This is a genomic window from Promicromonospora aerolata (genome assembly GCF_042682255.1).
Taxonomy (GTDB): Bacteria; Actinomycetota; Actinomycetes; order Actinomycetales; family Cellulomonadaceae; genus Promicromonospora; species Promicromonospora aerolata.
The window spans coordinates 5,154,577-5,177,609 of record NZ_JBHUHF010000001.1 but is presented as its reverse complement, the minus strand read 5'-3'; the positions used below and the strand labels follow the sequence as shown (position 1 = coordinate 5,177,609).

At 70.4% G+C, this 23,033-nt stretch carries 24 protein-coding genes and 4 tRNA genes; 11 read left to right on the top strand and 17 right to left on the bottom strand.

Going from position 1 to position 23,033, the window contains the following annotated elements; all coding sequences use genetic code 11:
• Positions 1-20 precede the first annotated feature (20 nt).
• From ACFSL2_RS22985 to ACFSL2_RS22965, 5 genes are all read left to right on the top strand, one after another.
• Complete coding sequence (locus tag ACFSL2_RS22985) at positions 21-710, top strand: hypothetical protein (RefSeq protein ID WP_377200065.1); 690 nt, start codon at positions 21-23, stop codon at positions 708-710.
• An 86-nt stretch (positions 711-796) separates the two neighbouring features.
• Positions 797-1,447, top strand: a complete 651-nt coding sequence (locus ACFSL2_RS22980) for a hypothetical protein (RefSeq protein WP_377200064.1) — start codon at positions 797-799, stop codon at positions 1,445-1,447.
• 245 nt (positions 1,448-1,692) lie between these two features.
• A complete protein-coding gene (locus tag ACFSL2_RS22975; RefSeq protein WP_377200063.1) occupies positions 1,693-2,031 on the top strand; it encodes an Imm51 family immunity protein in 339 nt (112 codons plus the stop codon).
• A 130-nt stretch (positions 2,032-2,161) separates the two neighbouring features.
• Positions 2,162-2,365, top strand: a complete 204-nt coding sequence (locus ACFSL2_RS22970) for a helix-turn-helix domain-containing protein (RefSeq protein WP_377200062.1) — start codon at positions 2,162-2,164, stop codon at positions 2,363-2,365.
• Between the two features lie 100 nt (positions 2,366-2,465).
• Positions 2,466-2,855, top strand: a complete 390-nt coding sequence (locus tag ACFSL2_RS22965) for a DUF6578 domain-containing protein (protein WP_377200061.1) — start codon at positions 2,466-2,468, stop codon at positions 2,853-2,855.
• Positions 2,856-2,898: 43 nt separating this feature from the next.
• On the opposite strand, the gene ACFSL2_RS22960 is transcribed toward ACFSL2_RS22965, so the two are convergent.
• The 3 genes from ACFSL2_RS22960 to rnhA all read right to left on the bottom strand — a co-directional run bounded on the left by ACFSL2_RS22960 (position 2,899) and on the right by rnhA (position 6,319).
• Positions 2,899-4,206, bottom strand: a complete 1,308-nt coding sequence (locus ACFSL2_RS22960) for a tyrosine-type recombinase/integrase (RefSeq protein ID WP_377200060.1) — start codon at positions 4,204-4,206, stop codon at positions 2,899-2,901.
• Positions 4,207-4,397: 191 nt separating this feature from the next.
• Complete coding sequence (lpdA, locus tag ACFSL2_RS22955; protein WP_377200059.1) at positions 4,398-5,801, bottom strand: dihydrolipoyl dehydrogenase; 1,404 nt, start codon at positions 5,799-5,801, stop codon at positions 4,398-4,400.
• Positions 5,802-5,899: 98 nt separating this feature from the next.
• On the bottom strand, positions 5,900-6,319 hold the full coding sequence (gene rnhA / locus ACFSL2_RS22950; protein WP_377200877.1) for a ribonuclease HI: 420 nt from the start codon (positions 6,317-6,319) through the stop codon (positions 5,900-5,902).
• Positions 6,320-6,498: 179 nt separating this feature from the next.
• On the opposite strand from rnhA, the gene ACFSL2_RS22945 reads away from it, so the two are divergent.
• Positions 6,499-7,380 carry an LLM class flavin-dependent oxidoreductase gene (locus tag ACFSL2_RS22945; protein ID WP_377200058.1) on the top strand — a complete coding sequence of 294 codons (882 nt, stop codon included), beginning with the start codon at positions 6,499-6,501 and terminating at the stop codon, positions 7,378-7,380.
• 109 nt (positions 7,381-7,489) lie between these two features.
• Positions 7,490-8,692: a M14 family zinc carboxypeptidase gene (locus tag ACFSL2_RS22940; protein ID WP_377200057.1), complete on the top strand. Its 1,203-nt coding sequence runs from the start codon at positions 7,490-7,492 to the stop codon at positions 8,690-8,692.
• A gap of 189 nt (positions 8,693-8,881) precedes the next feature.
• Here ACFSL2_RS22940 and leuD read toward each other — a convergent pair whose 3' ends face one another.
• Together leuD and leuC are read right to left on the bottom strand one after the other, a co-directional pair.
• Entirely contained in the window at positions 8,882-9,517 is a 636-nt protein-coding gene (gene leuD, locus ACFSL2_RS22935; RefSeq protein ID WP_377200056.1) for a 3-isopropylmalate dehydratase small subunit, read from the bottom strand.
• Positions 9,518-9,531: 14 nt separating this feature from the next.
• Positions 9,532-11,073, bottom strand: a complete 1,542-nt coding sequence (gene leuC / locus ACFSL2_RS22930; RefSeq protein WP_377200055.1) for a 3-isopropylmalate dehydratase large subunit — start codon at positions 11,071-11,073, stop codon at positions 9,532-9,534.
• 77 nt (positions 11,074-11,150) lie between these two features.
• Between leuC and ACFSL2_RS22925 the strand changes: the two genes are divergently transcribed.
• From ACFSL2_RS22925 to ACFSL2_RS22915, 3 genes are all read left to right on the top strand, one after another.
• Positions 11,151-11,870, top strand: coding sequence for an IclR family transcriptional regulator (locus ACFSL2_RS22925; RefSeq protein WP_026365378.1), 720 nt, complete (start codon positions 11,151-11,153; stop codon positions 11,868-11,870).
• 157 nt (positions 11,871-12,027) lie between these two features.
• Positions 12,028-12,210: a hypothetical protein gene (locus ACFSL2_RS22920; RefSeq protein ID WP_377200054.1), complete on the top strand. Its 183-nt coding sequence runs from the start codon at positions 12,028-12,030 to the stop codon at positions 12,208-12,210.
• 56 nt (positions 12,211-12,266) lie between these two features.
• Positions 12,267-13,229: a PH domain-containing protein gene (locus ACFSL2_RS22915; RefSeq protein WP_377200053.1), complete on the top strand. Its 963-nt coding sequence runs from the start codon at positions 12,267-12,269 to the stop codon at positions 13,227-13,229.
• A gap of 194 nt (positions 13,230-13,423) precedes the next feature.
• On the opposite strand, the gene ACFSL2_RS22910 is transcribed toward ACFSL2_RS22915, so the two are convergent.
• The 12 genes from ACFSL2_RS22910 to ACFSL2_RS22855 form a co-directional block, all read right to left on the bottom strand.
• Positions 13,424-13,496, bottom strand: a tRNA-Glu gene (locus ACFSL2_RS22910).
• Positions 13,497-13,533: 37 nt separating this feature from the next.
• Positions 13,534-13,606: transfer RNA gene (locus ACFSL2_RS22905), tRNA-Glu, on the bottom strand.
• Between the two features lie 37 nt (positions 13,607-13,643).
• A tRNA-Glu gene (locus ACFSL2_RS22900) sits at positions 13,644-13,716 on the bottom strand.
• Positions 13,717-13,807: 91 nt separating this feature from the next.
• Positions 13,808-13,879 (bottom strand) — tRNA-Gln (locus ACFSL2_RS22895).
• Between the two features lie 226 nt (positions 13,880-14,105).
• Positions 14,106-14,903 carry an HAD family hydrolase gene (locus ACFSL2_RS22890; RefSeq protein WP_377200052.1) on the bottom strand — a complete coding sequence of 266 codons (798 nt, stop codon included), beginning with the start codon at positions 14,901-14,903 and terminating at the stop codon, positions 14,106-14,108.
• On the bottom strand, positions 14,900-15,937 hold the full coding sequence (locus ACFSL2_RS22885; RefSeq protein WP_377200051.1) for a CPBP family intramembrane glutamic endopeptidase: 1,038 nt from the start codon (positions 15,935-15,937) through the stop codon (positions 14,900-14,902). The genes ACFSL2_RS22890 and ACFSL2_RS22885 overlap by 4 nt, the downstream gene beginning before the upstream one ends.
• A gap of 101 nt (positions 15,938-16,038) precedes the next feature.
• Positions 16,039-17,529, bottom strand: a complete 1,491-nt coding sequence (gltX, locus tag ACFSL2_RS22880; RefSeq protein WP_377200050.1) for a glutamate--tRNA ligase — start codon at positions 17,527-17,529, stop codon at positions 16,039-16,041.
• A 10-nt stretch (positions 17,530-17,539) separates the two neighbouring features.
• Positions 17,540-17,971 (bottom strand): hypothetical protein, encoded by a 432-nt coding sequence (locus ACFSL2_RS22875; RefSeq protein ID WP_377200049.1) that lies wholly within the window; start codon positions 17,969-17,971, stop codon positions 17,540-17,542.
• A 47-nt stretch (positions 17,972-18,018) separates the two neighbouring features.
• On the bottom strand, positions 18,019-18,807 hold the full coding sequence (locus ACFSL2_RS22870; protein ID WP_377200048.1) for a GNAT family N-acetyltransferase: 789 nt from the start codon (positions 18,805-18,807) through the stop codon (positions 18,019-18,021).
• Positions 18,808-18,814: 7 nt separating this feature from the next.
• Positions 18,815-19,408 (bottom strand): NUDIX hydrolase, encoded by a 594-nt coding sequence (locus ACFSL2_RS22865; protein WP_377200047.1) that lies wholly within the window; start codon positions 19,406-19,408, stop codon positions 18,815-18,817.
• Position 19,409: 1 nt separating this feature from the next.
• Complete coding sequence (locus tag ACFSL2_RS22860; RefSeq protein ID WP_377200046.1) at positions 19,410-20,189, bottom strand: fumarylacetoacetate hydrolase family protein; 780 nt, start codon at positions 20,187-20,189, stop codon at positions 19,410-19,412.
• 34 nt (positions 20,190-20,223) lie between these two features.
• Complete coding sequence (locus ACFSL2_RS22855; protein ID WP_377200045.1) at positions 20,224-21,201, bottom strand: class I SAM-dependent methyltransferase; 978 nt, start codon at positions 21,199-21,201, stop codon at positions 20,224-20,226.
• Between the two features lie 209 nt (positions 21,202-21,410).
• On the opposite strand from ACFSL2_RS22855, the gene ACFSL2_RS22850 reads away from it, so the two are divergent.
• Positions 21,411-22,766, top strand: coding sequence for a heparan-alpha-glucosaminide N-acetyltransferase domain-containing protein (locus ACFSL2_RS22850; protein ID WP_377200044.1), 1,356 nt, complete (start codon positions 21,411-21,413; stop codon positions 22,764-22,766).
• Positions 22,767-23,033 lie beyond the last annotated feature (267 nt).

Here is a 23,033-nt window from a genome sequence, read left to right as displayed (position 1 = left end):
CGCTGGACGACGTCGACCGCGTGTTCGGCGACTTCACCTGCGCTGCGGACAACCCATGTACGCACTGCTACGGCGACGACGGCGTGCCGGAGCTAGAAGTCTCCGGTGCGCAGATCGACCCCGTCACGCTCGGTTCGCTGGCATACGAGTCACTGGGCATCCTCCAGGACCACGAGGCGATGGTCCGTCGAATCCTTCCCCAGCTCGCGCGCGCCATGGCCGACGGGACGGTCCACACTTTCTGGGCGGATCAACACTGCCTGGCACGCTTTGACTGGCGCGGTTGGCCTGCGCCGCAACCGGAGGTGATCACAGAGTTCGTCGCCGCCTGGTGGGCGGACTTGATCACCACACCCGATCCGCATCACAGCGTCACCGACGCCTTCGCAACGTTCGCCGCCCTGACCGGTGACGTCGGCGCAGCCTTGGCCGCCTGGCCCGATCACCCGGTCGCGAACCGGCATCTCGCGACAGCGAGCAACTTCTGGCTGCACGACCTCGTGCACGACGACGACCCGCTCGACCTCCTGCTGCGCTATGGGCCGGCACCGGCCGTGCAGGTCATGTCCGACTGGTACACCGGCGTCGGGGCCGACCGGCTCCGACGCACCGACGACGAGCACACGGACACAGTCGCTCTGCTCGCCCTGCCCGTCGCGGAGCGCATGACCAAGCTCTACGGCGCGACCTTGCCCGAGACGCCGACCTGACCAGCTGCCCAACACCCAGAAGACTTCATCGCCACGTTGGATGAAACCCGCCTGGCGCTGCCCACGCTCTCGATACGCTCCAGGCCGTGAGAATCACCGACTTCCGGCCGCGGCAAAGCAAGGAAGCCGCCCGGCTCGTAGCTGACGCGCTGGCCGACGATCCACTCAGCATCTACATGGTGCCGGACACCAAGCGACGCGCGCTGCCCACCCTGATCCACTTCCGCGAAGCACTGCGCCTGATCACACCCGCCTCGGCCGCACGAGTGGCAGTGCAAGACGGGCGGATCATCGGGCTGGCCCTCTGGGAAAACGTCATCGCCCACGAAACCTACAACCCGATCGACCCGCGCCTGGCCCGCGTCACCGGGAAACTCCATCGCCGCATGGGAGACGCCTGGCCCCACCTCGTCGCCGTGCACACTGCGCTACGCCCCGTGCTCGAGGGTGAAACCGGTTGGCTCCTCAGCGCCCTCGCAGTACACCCCGACCACCAGAGCATCGGCATTAAGGATGCCCTCATGCGCGACGGGCTCTCCGAAGCGGACCTGGACGGCGAGACCGTGTCAGCCCTCGCGTCCACCCCGGGCGAAGTTACGTCCTTCCGACAGCACGGCTTCGTGATCACCGAGACGATCGACGAGCTCCTGCCAGGAGCCCCGACACTGTGGAAGCTGAGACGGCCCGCACTCAGCGCTGCGCCCCACCCACCCGCGTCGGCTGACACACCCGTGTGACGCCAGGTCGCGCAAAGAGCGCGCAGTGCTTGCCACATGCCACCAGGGCGTCCAAACAAGGGCGAGTGAGTGCGGTTCCGGTCTCTCGAGCCTCCGCGCCCAGGCACACCCACATACAGTCGCTCCCGATCCCACCCGCTCCCCGCGGTGGCCCACCCCACGACGAGCCATACAAGGTCAGGACGCCCACTAGCGTCCGATCGAACAGCGCGGTGGAGTCGGTCACGAGTGCTACGTTCCGGCACATGACGGTACCGAAGCTGGTCGAGACCGCTCCCGGGAGGTTCTCGTTGCTGCTGCACGCCGGGACGACGCCGGTCGACGCACTGGTCGAGGAACTCGGGCACGAGCCGAACGGATACTTCTGGGAGGGCGTCGCGCGCAGGCTGGTCGCTACCGAGGCTCCTTCTCTCGGGAGCCGGTTCGACTACGACCCGGAGGGCGACATGTTCTGCGCCTACGGCGAGGACCAAGCCGCACTCGAAGCGTTGGGCGAACTGATGGATGGCGTCGCCATGGACGGCAGCAGGATGCGGAGCCTGGTCGCTGCAGCCGATGCGGACGGGTTCGATTTCGACGACTGAGCTGCGAGAGCTCCACGCCGCCCGGCGAGGCATCTTGCGGGCTGAGTCGGGAACCGGCACATGGCGGGGCGCCTGCCGGAGTTGGGTGCACACCTGTGACATAGAGCCGGAACTTCCGAAAGGAGCCCTCATGCCGCACATCAGCCCATTACCCACCCACCTGGTCCCGCTGGCCGACGCCGCCAAGCATTTTCATGTGTCCGTCAAGACGCTGCGTCGCCGCATCGCCGACGGCACGATCACGGGCTACCGCCTGGGCCGTCTGATCCGGGTCGATCTCGACGAGCTGACCCAGCGTCTCGTCGTCGCGATGCCAACAGCCCACTCGGCATGACTCCGCACCGAGAGGTGCATGGCCGCAGAGGTTCGCCCTTGCGCCCTGGTGACGATGGCATGAGTTGGACAAGCTCTTCGAACACTCTGAGGATTGCGTGGTGCAGATCAAGGTGTGGTACTCCGACTGGCAGCTGCAGTGCTGCGGAGCCCCATTCGCTGTGGGGGATGACATCGAATGGGGGATCTCCCACGGCGGTCACGATGAGGTCCTGGAGGACATCTTCGACGAGGCAGTGGCGGCCCAGTCCTTCGGCAGCGAAGAGCACCACAGCGATGTCGACGAGACGATCCAGGGGACAGTGACCGCGATCGCAGTTGTGCGTGCACAACTCGAGCAATCGGCGAACAACCCTCAGGCGCAATTCGCCGCAGCAGGGACCGGGACTGCCGATCCGGCGCAACGAGCCGACGGCCGCGAAGGCGACCGTGGCGATCACCGCCTCTTCGGGTACCTAGTGGACATCGATGTCGCGAGCAAGGGCGCTTAGCACCCTCGCTCTTGCCACCGGGCCTGATCAGTGACCAGTCATGTCAGCCGACGTTATGACCCCCGCTCTTGATGCGTGCTTCCTCCAGCCGGATCTCCTCCCCCGCCGTCACACTCATGCGTGCGGCGAGCTCGATGTCCCGGGCCATCGTCGCCTTCTGGTACCGCAGCACCACCGTCACATCGGAGTGCCCACCACGACGCATGAGCTCGGCCAGGGTCGCTCCCTCCTGCGCAATCCGGGTGAGCCCCGTGTGCCTCAGGTCGTGGAACCGGTAGCCGTCCGGAAGTCCCGCCACCGCGCCCCGAGCGGCCGCCCAGATGCCGTTCCATCGCGACGCCGACAGGTACTGGTTGCCCCGCACTCCACCAGGAACCACCGGCGCCGTCCGTCCCCGCCCCACGTTCTGGTCGAGATGCTCGCGCAGCCGCTCGATCATGAGCGGCGGGACCGACATCGACCGGAGGCCGCTGTCCGACTTCGGATCCGTGAGCTTGCCCGTGCTCCCGTTCTTCTGCCGACGCACGTACAGCGTCGCCGCCGTCCGGTCGCTGTTCCAGACGATGTCGTGCCGCTGCAGCCCCAGCACCTCCCCGCGCCGCAGCTGGCACCACGCCGCGAACAGCACGGCGATCCGCCAGAGCTCCGGCACGGCCTCGTAGAGCGCGTCGACCTGAGTTGGCGTGGCGACGTCGTCCTCGGGCGTGTGGGCGTCGTCGTGCCGCACGGACTTCCGGGTCGGCGTCGGCACGTCCGGCATCTTCGCGAGGAGCCCGTCACGCACCGCTGCCCGGAGGATCATCTTGAGCACGTCGACGGCGTCGCCGGCGATCCCGTTGTGCCTGGCGTCCTCCTTGAGCACCGACGGCATGGCGACGAGCTTGATCACGAGGGCACGCACCCGCTCGGCGTCGATCTCCCGCACCTTCATGTCCCCGAGCGGGGCCATGAGGTAGTTGCGCACCCGCCCTCGGTACGCGAGCACGGTGCCCGGCCGGCGGAGCTTGCCGCCCTTGCCGGGCTCGGTCGCGATGCGCTCCAGCCACCGCTCGGCGTACTCGCGGAACGTCACGTCCCGCGCCGCTGCAGCCTTTGCGGCGGCCCGACGCCGTCGGACGGCCTCGGCGGGCGGAAGCCATTCCCCTCGGCTGATCGCCGCGTGCACACCGTTGAGCCACTCGCGCGCGTCTCCCTTGGTGAGGAACGTCAGCGGCTTGTCGTCCTCGGTCCGCGCCGAGTAGGTCTGGTCGTCCGGCCCCGTGTACCGGGCCTGCCAGCGCTTCGAGGGGAGCTTCCGCAGGCTCCCCCACGCCTCTCGACGCTGCCTGGCCGTCGTATCGCTCCTGGTCATCCCCATCGGTCAACCTCCTGGTTCGTGTCCGCCGTCGTGCCATCCCCGTGCCATAAGTGGCGGGAATTTGGGACCGTTCACGTCCATAGGTGTCCAAGACACCCCAGGACGCAAAGAGGCCCGGATCCGCGGAATTCCGCGGATCCGGGCCTCTGACCAGGTTCGACTCCCGAGAAACCGGGAGACCGGTCTCAGAAGTTGATCATGTGCCCGGCAATACCGTGCACCGTCTCCTGCACCGACTCCGACAGCGTCGGGTGGGTGTGCACGTTGCGCGCCACCTCGTCGGCCGTGAGGTCCCACTTCTGCGCGAGCGTGAGCTCGGGCAGCAGCTCGGAGACGTCCGGGCCGATCATGTGCGCGCCCAGCAGCTCGTTGTACTTGGCGTCCGCGACGAGCTTGACGAAGCCCGTGGTGTCGCCGAGGCCGTGCGCCTTGCCGTTGGCCATGGTCGGGAAGTTCGACACCTTGACGTCGTAGCCCTCGTCGCGCGCCTGCTGCTCCGTGAGGCCGAAGGAGGCGACCTGCGGCGAGCAGAAGGTGGCACGCGGCATCATGCGGTAGTCGCCCAGCGTCTGGGTCTCGGCCCCGGCGATGGTCTCGGCGGCGACCACGCCCTGCGCCTCCGCGACGTGCGCCAGCATGAGCTTGGCGGTGACGTCACCGATGGCGTAGATGTGCGGCACGTTGGTCCGCATCACGTCGTCGATGGCGATGGCGCCGCGGTCGGTGAGCTCCACGCCCGTGCTCTCGAGACCGAACCCGCTCACGTTGGGCGCGAAGCCGACGGCCATGAGCACCTTGTCGACCACGAGCTCGCCCGGCTTGTCGTCCTTGACGCCCTTGTACGAGACGGTGACGGACGAGCCGTCGTCCTTGACGGTCTGGACCGCGGTCGACGTCAGGACCTTGATGCCCAGCTTCTTGTACTGCTTGGCGATCTCCTTGGAGACGTCCGCGTCCTCGTTCGGCAGCGCACGGTCGAGGAACTCGATGATCGTGACGTCCACGCCGTAGTTCTTCAGGACGTAGCCGAACTCCATGCCGATGGCGCCGGCGCCGACGATGGCGATCGACTTGGGCAGCTCCCGCGTGAGGATCTGCTCCTCGTAGGTCACCACGTTGGAGGACAGCTCGACACCGGGCAGCAGGCGCACCTCGGAGCCGGTCGCGATGATCGCGTTGTCGAACGTCACCGTCTCGGTGCCGCCCTTGTTGAGGGCCACGTCGATGGTGTTCGCGTCGCGGAAGGTGCCGCGGCCGTCGAGCTCGGTGATCTTGTTCTTCTTCATCAGGAAGTGGACGCCCTTGACGCGGCCGCCGGCCACGTCGCGCGAGCGGTCGAACGCCTTGCCGAAGTCGAACGTGACGTCTCCGGTCATGCCGAAGAGGTCCTTCTGGTGATTGAAGATGTGGGCCAGCTCAGCGTTGCGGAGCAGAGCCTTGGAAGGGATGCAGCCCACGTTGAGGCAGACACCGCCCCAATACTTCTCTTCGATGATCGCAACGGACTTACCGAGCTGGGCAGCGCGGATGGCGGCGACGTAGCCGCCGGGGCCCGCACCGAGGAGTACGACGTCGTAGTGGGAAGCCATGGGACAAGGGTATTCGTGCGCGCCAATCGCCGTGACGTGACTTCGGTCTCGTTCGCACTACGACCTGCTGGGCCGCGGGTTTCCTGCCGGGTCCGCGGTCAGCGCACGCTGTCGACGCCCAAGTTCGCCAGGGCGTCGGCCCGCTCGTTCCCCGGGTCGCCGGCGTGGCCCTTGACCCAGACCCAGCTGACCTCGTGCTGGGCCACCTCGGCGTCGAGCGCCTGCCAGAGGTCCACGTTCTTGACCGGCTGCTTGGCCGCCGTCTTCCAGCCGTTGCGCTTCCAGCCCACGATCCAGGTCTTCATACCGTTCATCACGTACGACGAGTCGACGTGGATGATGACGGTGCTCGGGCGCTTGAGCGCACGCAGCGCCTCGACGACGGCGGTGAGCTCCATGCGGTTGTTCGTGGTGACCTTCTCGCCGCCGAACAGCTCCTTCTCGTGCTCGCCGAAGCGCAGCAGCGCGCCCCAGCCGCCCAGGCCGGGGTTGCCCTTGCACGCGCCGTCGGTCCACATCTCCACGGTGCCCTGACCGGTCGCGTCGGTCTCGATGAGGCTGGTCTCCACGGTGCTGGTGCTCTCGCTCTGGGTGCTCTCGACGGCGCTGGTCACGGCCTCACCCTAACCGTGTCAGTGGTCCGGCGTAGCGTGGTCGATGACGTCGGACGAGCACCCTGGACGCACGGAGGAACGGCATGAAGTTCGGTTTCATCAGCAGCTTCGGAACCATCGACCAGCATGTCGCGCTCGCACGCGAGAGCGAGGCGCACGGCTGGGACGGATTCTTCACGTGGGACGCGATCAACCTCGACGGGGAGTGGGCCATGCCGGTCTACGACCCGTTCGCCGTCCTCGCCGCCGTCGCGGCCGTGACGGAACGCATAGCCCTCGGCGCGATGGTGTTCGCCGTGCCTCGCCACCGTCCGTGGGAGCTTGCACAGCGTGCCCTCACCGTGGACCGCTTGTCCGGCGGGCGTCTGGTGCTGCCCGTCGGCGTCGGAGTGACCGATGACCGCGGGTTCACCTCGGTCCCGGGTCAGGCCACGGGGCTGAAGGAGCGGGCCGCCCTGCTGGACGAGACGCTCGAGTGGCTCGAGCGATCCTGGTCCGGGGAGGAGTTCGAGTTCCGCGGTGAGCAGATCAGCACGGGACCATTCCGCTTCCCGGAGCGTCCCGTCAACGGCCGCATCCCGGTCTGGCCGGTCGGCGTGTGGGACGCGGAGCGGCCGCCCACCAAGAACCTGCAGCGCACGCTGCGCTGGGACGGGATCGTCCCGCAGCTGCGCGGCACGGCGGACGACCTGGCGTCGGAGCACATCACCGGGCTGGTCGAGTGGCTCACGGAGCACCGGTCCGACGAAGCGGTCGGGAACCGCACGGCGGGCCGCGGCGACGACCGGCCGTTCGACGTGATCCTGCAGGGCAAGCTCTCGACGGACCCGGCCGAGGCGGCCGAGCAGGCCCACATCATGGCCGACGCCGGGGTCACCTGGTGGATCGAGTCCTGGTGGGATCCCTCGAACGACTCGCCCGAGTCCCTCCTGGAGAAGGTGCGCCAAGGACCGCCCGCAACCTGATCCGCCGCTTCCACTCCGCGGAATACCCCTTCCATTTGTGTCCGTCTTGTGACTAGTGTCCCTGGGCAACGGCTCCCGAGCCACGGGACCGGACGCACTGGGAGGCTGCATGTCTAGGAACGCCCGACCTGACCTGAAGCACGACACCAAGCGACGCTGGACGGCAGCCGCCGCCGGCTCCGCCCTCGCCCTGGGCACCTGCCTCGTGCCCCTCGCGGCGGCGCCGGCGGTTGCCCTCCCTCCCGAGTCGCACTGCGGGACGGAGCCCGGCAACAACAACGACGGGTTCGTGAACCACGCCCAGCTCACCCGGTCGCTCGACCGGATCGAGTCGACGTCGGGCGGCGAGGTGGACGTCGAGGTAGCCGGCCACAGCAACCAGGGCCGCGAGATCTACACGGCTCGGGTCGGGCACGGCGACACGGTCGTGCTCGTCGAGTCGCAGATCCACGGCAACGAGAACCACGGCACCGAGGCGCTGCTGGACCTGCTGGGCTTCTGGGGCGGCAACAGCCCGGCCGCCGCAGCGATCCGCGACGAGGTGACGATCGTCGCCGTACCCCGCCTCAACGTGGACGGCGGGGAGCGCGACACCCGGCAGAACGAGATGACGTGGGAGGACGCCGTCGCCGAGTTCCCGCAGCTGGAGGGTTCCGCTCCCGCCTGGAACTACAACGCGAACGTCCAGGGCTTCGACATCAACCGCGACTACCACCCCGACCTCGACTACGTGCCCGACCCGGCAGACTTCCCGGGCAACAGCGCGGACACCGGCTGGTACATCACGCCGGAGGCACAGACGCTGCGCGAGGTCTACCGCGGGCTCGAGGGCGAGTTCGGCACTGTCGACTACTTCGTGGACCTGCACAACCAGTGGTCGTGCTACGCCACGGAGGACATGGAGAACATGTCGCCGCTGTCGATCTCGGCCCGGTTCATCGCCGACCCGACCGAGTTCGGCGACTGGCCGAAGTTCGACTACGACCACTCCCGCCGCGCCAACGTGGCCGTCTACGAGGCGCTGCAGGACCGCGGCGAGGCCGGCTTCGGCGACATCACGCTCTACCCGCAGGACACGAACCTGCCGGGCACGGCCCTCGGTGCGTTCGCACTGCGGGGCAGCGCCACGGTGCTGTTCGAGACGTCGAGCCAGACGCAGTACGACGGCATGAAGCGCAACGGCATGCTGCGCAAGCAGATCGAGATCGGGCTGGGCGGCCTCGTGGAGTCCGTCGCGGACGGCTCGATCGACGGGCTCGACCCCGCGAGCTACGAGGACATCCCCGAGCGGGTGTTCCTGCCCGCGGACTGACGCCACTACGGAGCGGCGGCCACGAAAGCACCGTCGCCACGTAGCACCGTCATTGCGCAGCACTGTCACTACGCAGCACCGTCACCATGCAACGCCGAAGGGCCTGCACGGTCCTGGAGACAGGATCGTGCAGGCCCTTCGGGGTTCCCGGACGCTCGGGCGGCCGGTCGCGGGGTCAGCGCCGCCGGGTCAGACCGGGCGGGCCGCCTCGATCTCCACGGACGGGAGGTGCCGGGCCGGCAGCGTCTTCGGGCGCCACGACTCCCGGGTCTCCTCGAACGCGGCGATCTTGTCCGCCTGCTGCAGGGTGAGCCCGATGTCGTCGAGCCCTTCCATCAGGCGCCACCGCGTGTAGTCGTCGATGTGGAACGGCACGGTGACGTCGTCGGCGGACGCGGTCTTGGCCTCGAGGTCCACGGTCACCTCGGTGCCGGGCTTGGTCTCGAGGATCTTCCACAGGATCTCGAGGTCCTCCGGCGAGACGACGCCCGCGACGAGGCCCTGCTTGCCCGAGTTGCCGCGGAAGATGTCCGCGAACCGGGAGGACAGCACGACCCGGAAGCCGTAGTCCTTCAGCGCCCAGACGGCGTGCTCACGCGAGGACCCGGTACCGAAGTCCGGCCCGGCCACGAGCACCGAACCCGCCGAGTACGCCTCCTGGTTCAGCACGAACGAGGGGTCGCCCCGCCACGCGGCGAACAGCGCGTCCTCGAACCCGGTGCGCGTGACCCGCTTGAGGTACACGGCGGGGATGATCTGGTCGGTGTCGACGTTGCTGCGCCGCAGCGGGACGCCGACACCGGTGTGGGTGTGGATCTTCTCCATGGTCAGTGCTCCTCTCAGCGCAGCGTGGGCCGGCCGGCAGCGGACCCGCTCGCGACGGGCATGGGCAGGTCGACGACGGACTCGCCGAGCGGGGACGCGCCCACGCCGTCGAGCGGGGAGCCGTCGAACGTGGTGATGTCGATGGCTTCCGGCAGGTCCAGGTCGCCGACGCTCGACAGGGTGCCCCGGATCGCCGTCGCGGCGGCGACCAGCGGCGACACGAGGTGGGTCCGGCCACCCTTGCCCTGGCGTCCTTCGAAGTTGCGGTTCGACGTCGACGCCGACCGCTCCCCCGGCGCGAGCTGGTCCGGGTTCATGCCCAGGCACATGGAGCACCCGGCGTTGCGCCACTCGGCGCCGAACTCCTTGAAGATCACGTCGAGGCCCTCGGCCTCGGCCTGCAGCCGCACGCGGGCCGACGACGGCACCACCAGGACGCGCACCGAGTCGGCCTTCTTGCGGCCCTTGACCACCTTCGCGACGGAGCGCAGGTCCTCGATGCGACCGTTGGTGCACGAGCCGATGAAGACCGTGTCGACCTGGATGTCGCGCAGCGGCGTGCCGCCGGTCAGCCCCATGTACTCCAGGGCCTTCGCCGCGGTCTCGCGGTCACCCTCGTCGGCGATCTCCGCGGGAACCGGCACCGACGCCGACAGGGGCAGGCCCTGCCCGGGGTTGGTGCCCCAGGTGACGAACGGCTCCAGGTCGGCGGCCTCCAGCACCACCTCGGCGTCGAACGTGGCGTCGTCGTCGGTGCGCAGCGTCTTCCAGTACTCGACGGCGGCGTCCCAGTCCTCGCCCTCCGGCGCGTGCGGGCGCCCCTTGAGGTACTCGAACGTGGTCTCGTCCGGAGCGATCATGCCCGCGCGGGCGCCGGCCTCGATCGACATGTTGCAGATGGTCATCCGGGCTTCCATGGAGAGCGCGCGGATGGCCTCGCCGCGGTACTCGAGCACGTAGCCCTGCCCGCCGCCGGTGCCGATCTTGGCGATGATCGCCAGGATGATGTCCTTGGAGGTCGTGCCAGCGGGCAGCGTCCCGTTCACCGTGACGGCCATGGTCTTGAAGGGCGCCAGCGGGAGCGTCTGGGTGGCGAGCACGTGCTCCACCTCGGACGTGCCGATGCCGAACGCGAGCGCGCCGAACGCGCCGTGCGTGGACGTGTGCGAGTCGCCGCACACGACGGTGAGGCCCGGCATCGTCAGGCCCAGCTGCGGCCCGACCTGGTGCACGATGCCCTGGTCGGCGTCGCCGAGGCTGTGCAGCCGGACGCCGAACTCCTTGGCGTTGGCGCGCAGCGTCTCGATCTGCGTGCGGCTCGTCACGTCGGCGATCGGCCGGTCGATGTCGAGCGTAGGAGTGTTGTGGTCCTCGGTCGCGATCGTGAGGTCGGGGCGCCGCACCTGACGTCCGGCGAGGCGCAGCCCTTCGAATGCCTGAGGGCTCGTGACCTCGTGCACCAGGTGCAGGTCGATGTAGAGAAGATCTGGCGAGCCGCCCTCGCCTCGACGCACCAGGTGCGCCTCCCAGACCTTCTCCGCCAGCGTGCCGGCCATTGCGGTTCGCCTCCTCGTCAGAAACTACTTTGGGCTTCGACTTGCAATCTCACGTTCCGAGACGGCAATATCGCGGTATGGACGATACTAGCGGAGTCGGCGTCTTGGACAAGGCGGCGTCCGTCCTCGGGGCACTCGAGGCCGGACCGGCCACCCTGGCGCAGCTCGTCTCCTCCACTGGCCTGGCTCGCCCGACGGCGCACCGCCTGGCCGTGGCACTCGAGCACCACCGCCTCGTGGCCCGCGATATGCAGGGTCGATTTGTGCTGGGGCCGCGCCTCAACGAGCTGGCTACGGCCGCCGGTGAGGACCGCCTGCTGGCGGCCGCGAACCCCGTGCTCATCGCGCTGCGCGACCACACGGGGGAAAGCGCACAACTCTACCGTAGGCAGGGTGACCACCGCGTGTGCGTCGCCGCCGCCGAGCGGCCCGTCGGCCTGCGCGACTCCATCCCTGTGGGGGCGACGCTCAGCATGAGCGCGGGCTCCGCGGCCCACGTGCTGCTCGCCTGGGAGGAGCCGGACCGCCTGCACCGCGGCCTGCGTGATGCCACCTTCACCGCCACCATCCTCTCCGGTGTCCGACGCCGGGGGTGGGCCCAGTCCGTCTCAGAACGTGAGCTCGGTGTGGCCTCCGTCTCGGCGCCCGTGCGCGGGCCATCGGGCCGCGTCGTGGCCGCGGTCAGCGTGTCCGGGCCGGTGGAGCGCCTGTCGCGCCAGCCCGGCCGGCTGCACTCGGCCGCCGTGGTCGCCGCGGCGAACAAGCTCACCGAGGTGCTGCACCGGTCCGGCGAGTAGCCGGACCGGTGTCCGCGGGGTGTGCGGCCGGTGAGCGGTCGGTGAGTGTTGGTTCGCCACGCCGGGCCAGGTGATTCCCCAGGTCGGGGTCATTTCAGTAGTGTCGTTCGAGACGTGTGCACACCAGGGGCTCACGCGCCAACGTCGGAGGAATCTGATGCCGCCCAAGGTGAGGCTCATCATCATCTGGCTCGTCGTGATCTTCTTGCTGTACTCGGTGATCAACGACCCCGAGCGCTCCGCCGACATCGTGCTCGCCCTCTGGGACGTCATCTGGGGAGCCATCGCCAACATCGGCACCTTCTTCGAAGAGCTCTTCACCGGGTCCATCGGCCGCTGACGGCATAGGGTCGGCGGCGAGCCTCGACACATCCGACCGCATCCCGGGGAGACCGCATGAGCGCGACCGCGGACTTCGTCGTCCCCCACCGCGTGCTGCAGCGATACATCCTGGCGAACGAGAAGGTCATCATCGCCACGCACCGGCACTGGGCCATGCTGTGGGAACCGATCCTCACCACCGCGGTGGCGTTCGTGCTGGCCGTGAGCATCCTCGTCACCGTGGATCCCAACGTCCGGGACGACCTGGGCTGGGTGTGGGTGCCGTTCGTCGTCCTGGCGGCACGCCTGCTGTACAAGTGGCTGGAGTGGCGGGCCCGGTGGTTCGTCATGACCGACCGACGGCTGCTGCTGCTCGACGGGTTCCTGGTGCACCGGGTGGCGATGATGCCATCCGAGAAGGTGACCGACCTCGGGTACGAGCGCACCCCGCTGGGCCAGGTGCTCGGCTACGGCACGTTCGTCCTCGAGACCGCCGGCCAGGACCAGGCCCTCGACCGGGTCACCTGGGTGCCCCGGCCCGATGCCCGGTACCGGCTCATCATCGCGGCGCTCTTCCACCCGGACGCCGCCGACGCCGAGGCGGCAGCACAGTCGGCCAACCCGAGCATCCGGCCGCCGGCCGCCCCGCCGGAATCCGTCCCGGCCCCCGCACCACCGGCTCTCATGCCGCGGATCGGACGACGCAGCAATCCCCCGACGCAGCGCATCGAGCTGCCGACCGGCCGGGGTGACGGCGACCAGGGCAGCCTGGCGGAGGAACACCCGGGTGCCGGCGCGACCAGCTCGGCCGCGGACGCCGGCGGGGCCACCCGGCCGGCCACGAGCGGCAGCGGGGCCCCAGCGGCGTCGGCCGGCAGCTCGGGGCGCGGCCCGGTCGCGGGAGGCATCCAGCCCGGCAGGACGACCGACGGCGGCCACGGCGAGCACGTGCCCGGCGGCCCCACCGCCGACCCGAACACGTCGGACGTGCGCCCCGAACCCTTCATCGAGGGCGGCAAGGACCCCAAGATCCACTAACCCCGGCCCGCCCCGCGCCCACGGCCCCAACTGCAGACCTGGTCGCGCCCACGACCCTGACTGCAGACCTTGTTGCGGCTACGACCCCTCAAACCGCGACGAGCTCTGCACCGGCGCGCTAACCCGCTAACCCCCCAACGGCGGCGCACCAGACGGCGAAAGGCCCGGTCCGTGTGGACCGGGCCTTTCTGCTGTACCCCCAGTGGGATTTGAACCCGCGCTACCGCCGTGAGAGGGCGGCGTCCTAGGCCGCTAGACGATGGGGGCCAGAACGGATCCGCCGGCTGAAGCCGATGGACCTGCGTACCCCCAGCGGGATTTGAACCCGCGCTACCGCCGTGAGAGGGCGGCGTCCTAGGCCGCTAGACGATGGGGGCCAGAACGGATCCGCCGGCTGAAGCCGATGGACCTGCGTACCCCCAGCGGGATTTGAACCCGCGTTACCGCCGTGAGAGGGCGGCGTCCTAGGCCGCTAGACGATGGGGGCCTGAACTACCGGTTTGAGGACCGGTTGCCGGTGAGAACCGTAGCGCACCTTGTTGCCGATTCGCATCGACTACAGTGCGCTGCGCTCTGCGCTGGGGTACCAGGACTCGAACCTAGACTAAGTGAACCAGAATCACTCGTGCTGCCAATTACACCATACCCCATGGGGGTAATAGCCGTCCGGATACACCTGTTTCCAACAGGCTTTCCGTGGAGGCCTTACCGCTGGAGAACACTACCTGACCTCGGACGGTGGTCAAAACGGAAAGAGCGTGCTGTCCGTCACGCACCGCCGTCAGACCGTGTCCGGACCGCATCGGACCGGTTCCCGGACCGGTACGAGGCACGCAAGAGGCCTGCTGAGAGCCCGCACGCCCCCACCGGGACCGCCTAGCTGCCGCCGTAGCCGAGGGCGGTCGGGAGGTCGGCCAGCGTCTCGATCACCACGACGCCCGCGGCCCGCAGCGCGACCGGGTCCTGTGGGTCACGCAGGGCGCCGTCAGGCAGCGCAGGACCGCCGTGGTAACCCGGACCCCGCCGGTGGCCCTTCCGGTCCAGCCAGACGCCCGTCAGGCCCGCCTGGCGAGCCGCCAGCGCGTCCACGGTGGGCTCGTCGCCCACGTACGCGGTCCGGGCCGGCTCCGTGCCCAGCAGGCGGGCACCCTCCCGGAACACCCGCGGATCGGGCTTGCCGAAGCCCAGCGTGTCGACGCCGACCAGCACGGGCAGGTCGTCGAGCCCGGCCAGCGCGAGCTTGCGCTCCTGCAGCCGCGCCGCGGCGTTCGTCACCACGCCGACGCGGATCCCCGCCGCGACGGCCGCGTGGACCGCGGCCAGGGCGTCCTCGTGCGCCGTCCACGACTTCTCGAAGGTGCCCCAGAAGAGCTTGTCCCAGGCCGCGAAGGACTCCTCGGTGACGGGCGCTCCGCCGAAGGTCTCATGGAGGAGCACCGCTCGGAGCCGACGCTGCGTGACGTGGTCCAGCTTCCCGCTCGTGTAGCGGGCGTAGTAGCCGCCCGGGTCGGTACGCCAGTGCGACAGGATCTCCGGCTCCCGCTCGGCCGGCACGTGCGGGAGATACTCCACCCGCACGGCGGCGAGCGCCAGCGCGAAGGCTCCCTTGGTGTCGACGAGGGTGTCGTCGACGTCGAACAGGATGCCGTCGGTCATCATGCCGTCGGTCGTCATGACGCCGGTCCCGCCACGGGGGCTTCGGGCACCACGACGGCCGGCCGACGGCGTCGGGCCCACCACAGCACCACGGCGGCCGTGATGACCGTGCCCGTGATGCTGGCGGCGCCCTCGACGGGCGCCACCTCGGTGATCAGGAGCGAGTCCTCCAGGCCGTCGTAGGCGATGGCGAGGCCGAACGCCAGCAGGTTGTTCGCCACGTGCAGGGCGACCGCGCACTCCAGTCCACCCGTGCGCCAGACCAGCACGCTCGCGACCAGGCCGAACACGAGGCGGTCGCCGAACAGCCATGGGCTCTGCGTGCCGTGCGCCAGCGCGAAGAGCAGCGCCGTCACGATCGCGGGTACCGCGATCGCGAGCCATCGCCACCGGAGCAGGCTGCCGATCCACTGCGACAGCCAGCCGCGGAAGAAGTACTCCTCGCCGGCGGCCTGCAGCGGTGTGGTGAGGAGGATCACGAGGGCGAGCGCCAGCCAGCCGGATGCCGGGGTGAGCGGCCACCAGCCGTCCTCGTCGGCGCCCGAACCCGGCCCCGCGCCGGTACCGGACCCGTCGTCGGCCGGCAGGTCCAGCTGGCTCAGGAGCAGGTCGCTGCCGAGGGTCAGCGGCACCAGGAGCAGCAGGGCGACGCCCAGGGCGCCGAGCAGCAGGCGCCAGCGCACCCGCCCGAGGACCGACGAGACGAGTCCAGCCCGCCGGGCCTGTGCCCAGGTCGCCACCAGGGCGAGCGGGATGCCGAGCGCGAGGCCGAGGTTGGTGACGAGCAGGCCGACGGGTGAGACGAACCAGGCGTCGGTGATCGACGACGGGTCCGGCAGCTGCACGCCGACCGCCTGCGCGACGATGAAGGCGAGGGCGTACAGCAGCATCGCCCCGAACAGCAGGATGGTGCAGACCGTGACCGCGGCGAGCCCGAGCAACGGCCGCCACCACCGATGCCGGGGCCCTCGGAGAGCCTGTGGATACTCGCGCGGCGGGGGCGGCGGAAGTGCGGAGGTCGGCGCGGCGTCAGGCGTCATGGCGTCGGTCACCCCAGCACGTTAGACCAGTACCCCGAACGGGAGGTGCACGCCACGGGTGCCCGCGACGAACACGAGCGCCCCGCGGCGGGGCCCAGCGCACGCCGGGACCGCTACTCCGCCCCGGCGGGCACCTCCGCCGGCGTCGAGGCGGCGTTCTCGGCCAGGCGGGCCTGCGCCGCGTCGATGCGCGCGAGCGTCCGCTCGCGACCGAGCACCTCGAGCGACTCGAACAGCGGCAGGCCGACCCGGCGGCCCGTCACGGCGACCCGGACCGGGGCCTGCGCCTTGCCCAACTTCATGCCGTGCGCCTCGCCCACGGTGGTGACGGTGTCCTTGAGCGGCTCGGCCGTCCACCCGGCGAGCGCGGGGTCCGCCAGAGCGGTGCGCACGTCGGCGAGGAGCTCGGCGGCGCCGGCCTTCATGGCCTTGTTCCAGGAGTCCTCGTCGATGGCCGGCTCGTCGAGGAACAGGAAGTCGACGTTGTTCGTGATCTCGGACAGCAGTGCCACCCGGGAGTGGGCGAGCGGCGCGACGGCGTCGAACACCGCGCTGTCGAACTGCTCCTCGGTCCACGGCGCGTGCGGGGCGTGCAGCCACGGGTCGCAGGCCGCCGCGAACTCCGGGACGCTCAGGGCGCGGATGTACTCGCCGTTGAAGGCCGTGAGCTTCTTGATGTCGAAGAACGCGGACGAGGAGTTGATGTCCTCGACGCGGAACCGGCGCACCAGCTCCTCGAACGGGAGGATCTCCTCGTCGTTGCCCGGCGCCCAGCCGAGCAGCATCAGGTAGTTGACCATGGCGTCGGGCAGCACGCCGTCGGCGAAGTAGTCCTCCAGCGCCACCTTGTCGCGGCGCTTGGAGAGCTTCTGGCGCTTCTCGTTGACGATCACGGGCATGTGCGCCCACTGCGGCGGGGTCTGGCCCAGCGCCTCCCACAGCAGCTGCTGCTTCGGCGTGTTGGGCAGGTGCTCCTCGGCGCGCATGACGAGGGTGATGTGCTCGTCGATGTCGTCCACGACGTTGGCCAGCAGGAAGACCGGCGAGCCGTTGCCGCGCGCGATGACGAAGTCCTCGAGGTTGCGGTTCGGGAACGTCGGGTTGCCGCGGATCAGGTCGACCACCCGGGTCTCGCCCTCGTCCGGCGTGCGGAAGCGCAGGGCTCGTCCCTCCGCGTACTCCAGGCCGCGGTCGCGGCAGAAGCCGTCATAGCCGGTCTGCTGGTTGCCGGTGCGCGCCAGCACGTCGTCGCGGGTGCAGTCGCAGTAGTACGCCTTGCCCTCGGCGAAGAGCCGCTGGGCGGCCTCCTTCTGGATGCCCGCGTTCTCGGACTGGTAGTACGGCCCTTCGAAGGCCGGGTCGTCCTGGGTGATCCCGAGGGCCTCCATCGCCGACAGGATCCCGTCCACCCACTCGGGCTGGTTCCGCGAGGCGTCCGTGTCCTCCATGCGCAGCACGAACGTGCCGCCCTGCTGCTTCGCCACGGCCCAGTTGAACAGCGCGGAGCGGGCGCCGCCCACGTGGAACATGCCGGTGGGGGACGGTGCGAAGCGGACGCGGACGGCCGCGTCCGAGCCGGTCGAGGTGTCGGTTGCTGAAGTCACGGGCCTAAGCCTAGGCCGTGGGACCGACAGCGCCGTCCCGTACGGCCCGGTTGCGCCGGTCGCCGACCAGCAGCCCGACGGCGTAGGCCAGCCAGGCGGCGGCCGATCTGGTGGCGAGCCCGATGAGCATGAGCACGCCCCACTCCTCCTCGTCGCCCCGCCAGGGCGTCTCGGCGACGTAGTAGACCGAGCAGGCGATGACGAACAGGACGAGGGCGACGCCGAGCGCACCCCAGGCGTTCTGGACGCCCTGCAGCCGGAGCAGGACGACGGCGAGGAGGATGGCGGCCAGCACGGCGACCGTCACCACGAGCGCGAACAGGAGCGTGATGCCGACGTAGTCCGGCCCGAGGTCGCCGGACGCCAGATGGATCAGGTCCGCCGCCGCGGTGACGCCGAACGCCACAGGGGTCAGGACGAGGAACCGCCGCACGGTCTGCATGGCTCATGATGACCGGTGCGCGCGGCGGACGCCACGAAACCCGCTGCTCAGCGGCCTGGACGGGTTACGGGAACCGCCTCTGGCCGGTCCGCCAGGCGCTTCACGTACCGGCGCGTCGGCACCGGCACCCACCCGTCGGCGGTCTCGGCGTGGTAGTCGAGCGGCCCCGTGTCCGACCAGCCCTGACGTGCGTAGAACCGCCGGGCCCAGTCGTTGCCTGCCACGACGGCGAGCCAGACCTCCGCGTGTCCCGCCGCGGCGACCCGGTGCTCGCCGTCGGACAGGAGGTGGCCGGCCAGACCTGAGCCACGGTGCGGGGCCGCGACGAACAGCTGCTCCACCTCGTCGCCCTCGACGGTGACGAACCCGATGACCTCGCCGTCGCCCACACCGGCCACGGCCACCGTGGTGCCCGGCACCCGGCTCTGGGCCCGCGGCCCGAACGACGCACGGGTCCGGAGCGCCTCGAGCTCCGGCGGCACCAGGCCGCGGTGCCCGTCGCCCCAGGCGGCGTGCCAGACGTCGGCGATGCCGGGGGCGTCGTCCGGCGCGGCCTGCCGGAGCTCGACGTGCCGCACGCGCAGCGGCTCGAGCAGGAACCGGTCCTCGTCCTCGAGCACCACGGGTTCGGTGCGCCAGCCCGGCCCCGCGTACCCGACGAGCGCCGCGGTGTCCCGCCAGCGGCTCACGTACGTCAGGGTGTCCGGTCCGACGACGATCTCGTCGCCGAGAAAGCCGTCGAGCGACGCGAACTCCGTGATGCCGTCCTCGATGAAGGCGCGGAACTCGTCGAGCATGCCCGGCCGCACGTGCGCGGTGGAAGACCTGATGATCATGCGTCGATCATGCGGCACCGGACCGTGTCCGGGCCAGGGCCACCGACTCGAACAGGTCGGGGGTCGGCAGCGCGTCGGACGGCCACCAGCGCACGTCGAGCGACTCGTCCGAGACGACGGGCTCCGCACCGGCGTCCGCCACCGCGACGAACCGGACGTCCAGGTGGTGCACCGGACGTGCCGCGTCCCCGGTGCCGGGCCGGCAGAAGGGCACCACGTGCTCGTCCAGGTGGACCGGCACCGGATCGACGACCAGCGACAGCCCGGACTCCTCACGCGCCTCCCGTTCGGCGACCGCGGCCAGGGTCGCGTCCCCGGCCTCCAGGTGCCCGCCGAGCTGGAACCAGCGCTCCGCCTTGCCGTGCAGGGTCAGCAGCACGCTCGCGCCGTCGTGCGACAGCACGAGGACCGACGCCGTCAGGTGGTCCGGTACGCAGTCGCGGAACACCCCTCGGCCGGGCCCCGCATCTGTGGACGCAGGGCGCTCGAGGTGCCGCACGTACCGGGCCCGGAGCAGCTCCTGCTCCGGCGTCGGCGCGGTCCAGGCGCGCAGCACCCCGAGCGCGTCACCGTGCAGCGACGCGCCGTCGTCCAGCGGCACGTCAGCGGCGCACGATCGGGTTGGCCAGGACGCCCAGGCCCTCGACCTCGCACTCCACCCGGTCACCGTGGTCGATCCTGCCGACGCCGGCCGGCGTTCCGGTGAGGATCACGTCGCCGGGGAGCAGGGTCATGGCCTCGGAGATGTACGACACCAGGAACGGCACGTCGAACACCATGTCGCGGGTGCGGCCGTCCTGGCGCAGCTCGCCGTTGACGCGCGAGCGCACGCCGACGTCCTCCGGGTTGAGGTCGGTGTCGACCCACGGGCCCAGCGGGCACGACGTGTCGAACCCCTTGGCACGCGCCCACTGCCCGTCGGTGCGCTGGGCGTCGCGGGCGGTCACGTCGTTCGCGACCGTGTACCCGAGCACGTACGACGACGCGTTCTGCGGCGTGACGTCCTTGCACACCTTCGAGATCACGACGGCCAGCTCGGCCTCGTACGAGACCTCCTGCGTGAAGTCCGGCAGCACCACCGGGTCGTCGGGGCCGACCACCGACGTGTTCGGCTTGAAGAACAGCAGCGGGCTGGCCGGCACCTCGCCGCCCATCTCCTTGGCGTGGTCGACGTAGTTCTTGCCGACGGCCACCACCTTGGAGCGCGGGATCACCGGGGCGAGCAGCCGGACGCCGTCGCCCAGCTCGATGCGCTCGCCGGTCGGCATCGCCGGCATGTAGAGGGGGTCGCCGCCCAGGACAGCGAGGAAGGTCTTGTCGCCCTCCTGCTGCACGAGGGCGAAGCGGGGGTCGTCTCCGGTGGTGAATCTAGCGATACGCACGTGCTCAATCTACGTCCCCGTCGCCGGCGGAGCGTCAGGCGCGGGCGAGGACCTCACCATTGAGGACCGCGAACCAGCCGTCGGGCGCCGCTGCCCACTCGCGCCAGCCCTGGGCGAGCTGTTCCAGGGCGACGTCGTCCGCGAGCGCCGAGTCCTTCGCCTGGACCGCGAAGTTCGACTGGGTGCAGCGTTCGGCCCAGAGGCCGCCCCACCAGGTGCGGTCGTCGGGCGTCGCGTAGCACCAGACGCTCGCACCGGGCTCGATCGACTCCGGGTCGAAGCCGGCGTCCCGCACCCAGGAGGCGAGGCGGCGCCCGGCGTCGGGCTCGAAGCCGTAGGTGTGCGTGACCTCGTGGTAGAGCATGTTCCACTCGGTGAGCTCGGCGGACTCCGGGAACCAGGTCATGGCCTCGTAGTCGGCGTCGCGCACGGCGACGAACCCGCCCGGCTTCGCGACGCGCTTCATCTCGCGCAGCGCGGCGACCGGGTCGGACAGGTGCTGCAGGAGCTGGTGGGCGAAGACGACGTCGAACGAGTCGTCCGCGAACGGCAGCTCGTAGGCGTTGGCGTGCTCGAAGCTGATGTTCTTGGTGCCGTGCGCGTCGGCGAGGCCGCGGGCGGACTCGAGCACGTCGTCGGACGCGTCCACGCCGACGACGCTCCCCTGCGTGAGCCGCTCGGCCAGGTCGACGGTGACGGTGCCGGGGCCGCAGCCGACGTCGAGCAGCGTCATGTCGGAGAGCAGGTGCGGCAGCAGGAAGGCGGCGGAGTTCGCCGCCGTCCGACGGCGGTGCGAGCGCAGCACGGACTCGTGGTGCCCGTGCGTGTAGGACTCGGACTCCTTGGTCAGGTCCTTCACCGCGCCGGGGCTGCTCGGTGCGTCGACCGCGTCGATGGGGTCGGTTCCTGCGGGCTGGGCCTCGTCCCGGACGGTGCCCCTGGGTGTCTCCCTGGGCATGTCGTTGGACATCTCACTGCGGGCCATATCGTGCTCGTTGGCGCTGCCGGTCATGGGCGCACTGTATGTGCGCCGTGCGGGGCGGCACATCTGCGTTCTCATCCCTCGGGACGGGCTGTCCAGCGGCTCGCCCGGTAATCCGGGGGCCTGCGCCCGGGTTCACCCGGTCGCTCGCCCGGTAGTTCACCCGGGAGGGCGTCCGCTCGGCACCTCGACGGCGTGGCCCGCGCGCGTCGGCGTCGGCCACACGGAAGGATGCCCGCATGCCCACGCTCGCCCAGCCCTCCGACCGGTCTGCCCCCGTCTCCCCGGGCACCTTCGGCGGTGCGGTCCGCGGGGCCGCCGGCCGCATCGGCCACAACCTGCTCGGCGGCTCCGGCCGCGTGGTCGGGGCGGACCTCGCCCGCGGGATCGCCGTGCTGGGGATGTTCACGGCGCACGTGGGCATCACCTCGGCGGACGTCGGCACGCTCGAGGGCTGGCTCGGCCTGGCGCACGGGCGGTCGTCCATCCTGTTCGCGACGGTCGCCGGGCTGTCGCTCGCACTGTTCACCGGCGGCTCGGAGCCGGTCGGGGGCGCTGCGCTGCGCACCGCCCGGTCGCGCATCCTGGTCCGGGCCGTGCTGCTGCTGGCCCTGGTCGCGGTGCTGGACCTGTTGGGGACGCGGGTGCTGCTCATCCTCGGCTTCTACGCCGCGTACTTCGTGCTCGCCCTCCCGTTCCTGCGGATGCCACCGGGGCGGCTCGCGGCGGCGGCGGTGCTCGTCGCGGTGCTCGGGCCGTTCCTCGTGTACTACGGGCCGGAGGCGCTGGCCCGTGCCGAGCTGCGTCCGCCGCACGACGGTTCCGGTGCGGCCACCGACTTTCTCCTCACGGGGCACTATCCGGCACTGGTCTGGATGGCGTACGTGCTGGCCGGGCTGGCGGTGGGGCGCTGCGACCTGCGGTCCCCCGCTCTGCACCTGGGTCTGGTCGCGGGCGGGTTCGGCCTGGCCGCCGTGAGCTCGATCGCCTCGGCGCAGCTGGTCGCCGATGCCGGGGGTGCCGCCGCCATCGAGGACCGGCTGGCCATGACGTCGGCCGAGAGCGTCGTGCCGCCGCCCACCTGGTCCGACCCCTGGCCGCCGCTGGCCGGCCTGTACCTCGAGGGCCCGCACGACGACACGATGTTCGAGGCTCTGGGCTCCGGCGGGTTCGCGCTCGGTGTGCTCGGGCTGTGCCTGCTCGTCGGCGCGGCGGTCCGCGGGGCCGCGAGGACCGGGGCGGACGGGACACCCGCGCCCGCCGACGCGGCACCGGCCGGACGGTTCGTGCGAGTGCTGCGCGGGGTCCTGCTGGTGGTCGTCACGCCGCTGGCCGCCGTCGGCGCCCTGGCCCTCACCGTGTACTCGGTGCAGATCTTCACCATCTGGTGGTGGACCCGCACCTACTGGGACCTGCTCGACCCCGCGACCAACGAGCCGCTCGGGTGGATGGTGCTCATCACCCTGGCCGTGGCGACGGCGTGGCGGGCGCTGTTCGGCCGCGGCCCGCTGGAGCGGCTGTTCGGGTGGGTCGCCCGCACGGCCTTCCCCCGGGTGCCCGACGAGCCTGGCCCGCAGGGGCCGCTCAGTCCCTGAGGCGCCCTCGTCATCTGGCGATGACATGGGATGAAAACGATGTCTCACGGACGACTGGTTGACGCCTCCGCACTGGCCCTGCCACAGTGTGAGAGCGCTTCCATCATTTGTTAGCGAAGCGTTCGATGTGAGATTCGCAAGTCCTTCATCACCCTCGACGACGCGGGAACGAGCTGAGCCGGGCATCGCAGCGGCGGTGCGGCTCCGAGAGGACAACGATGTTCCATCCTTCTGCCAGCACTGATTCGACCGCCGATCCCGACGGAA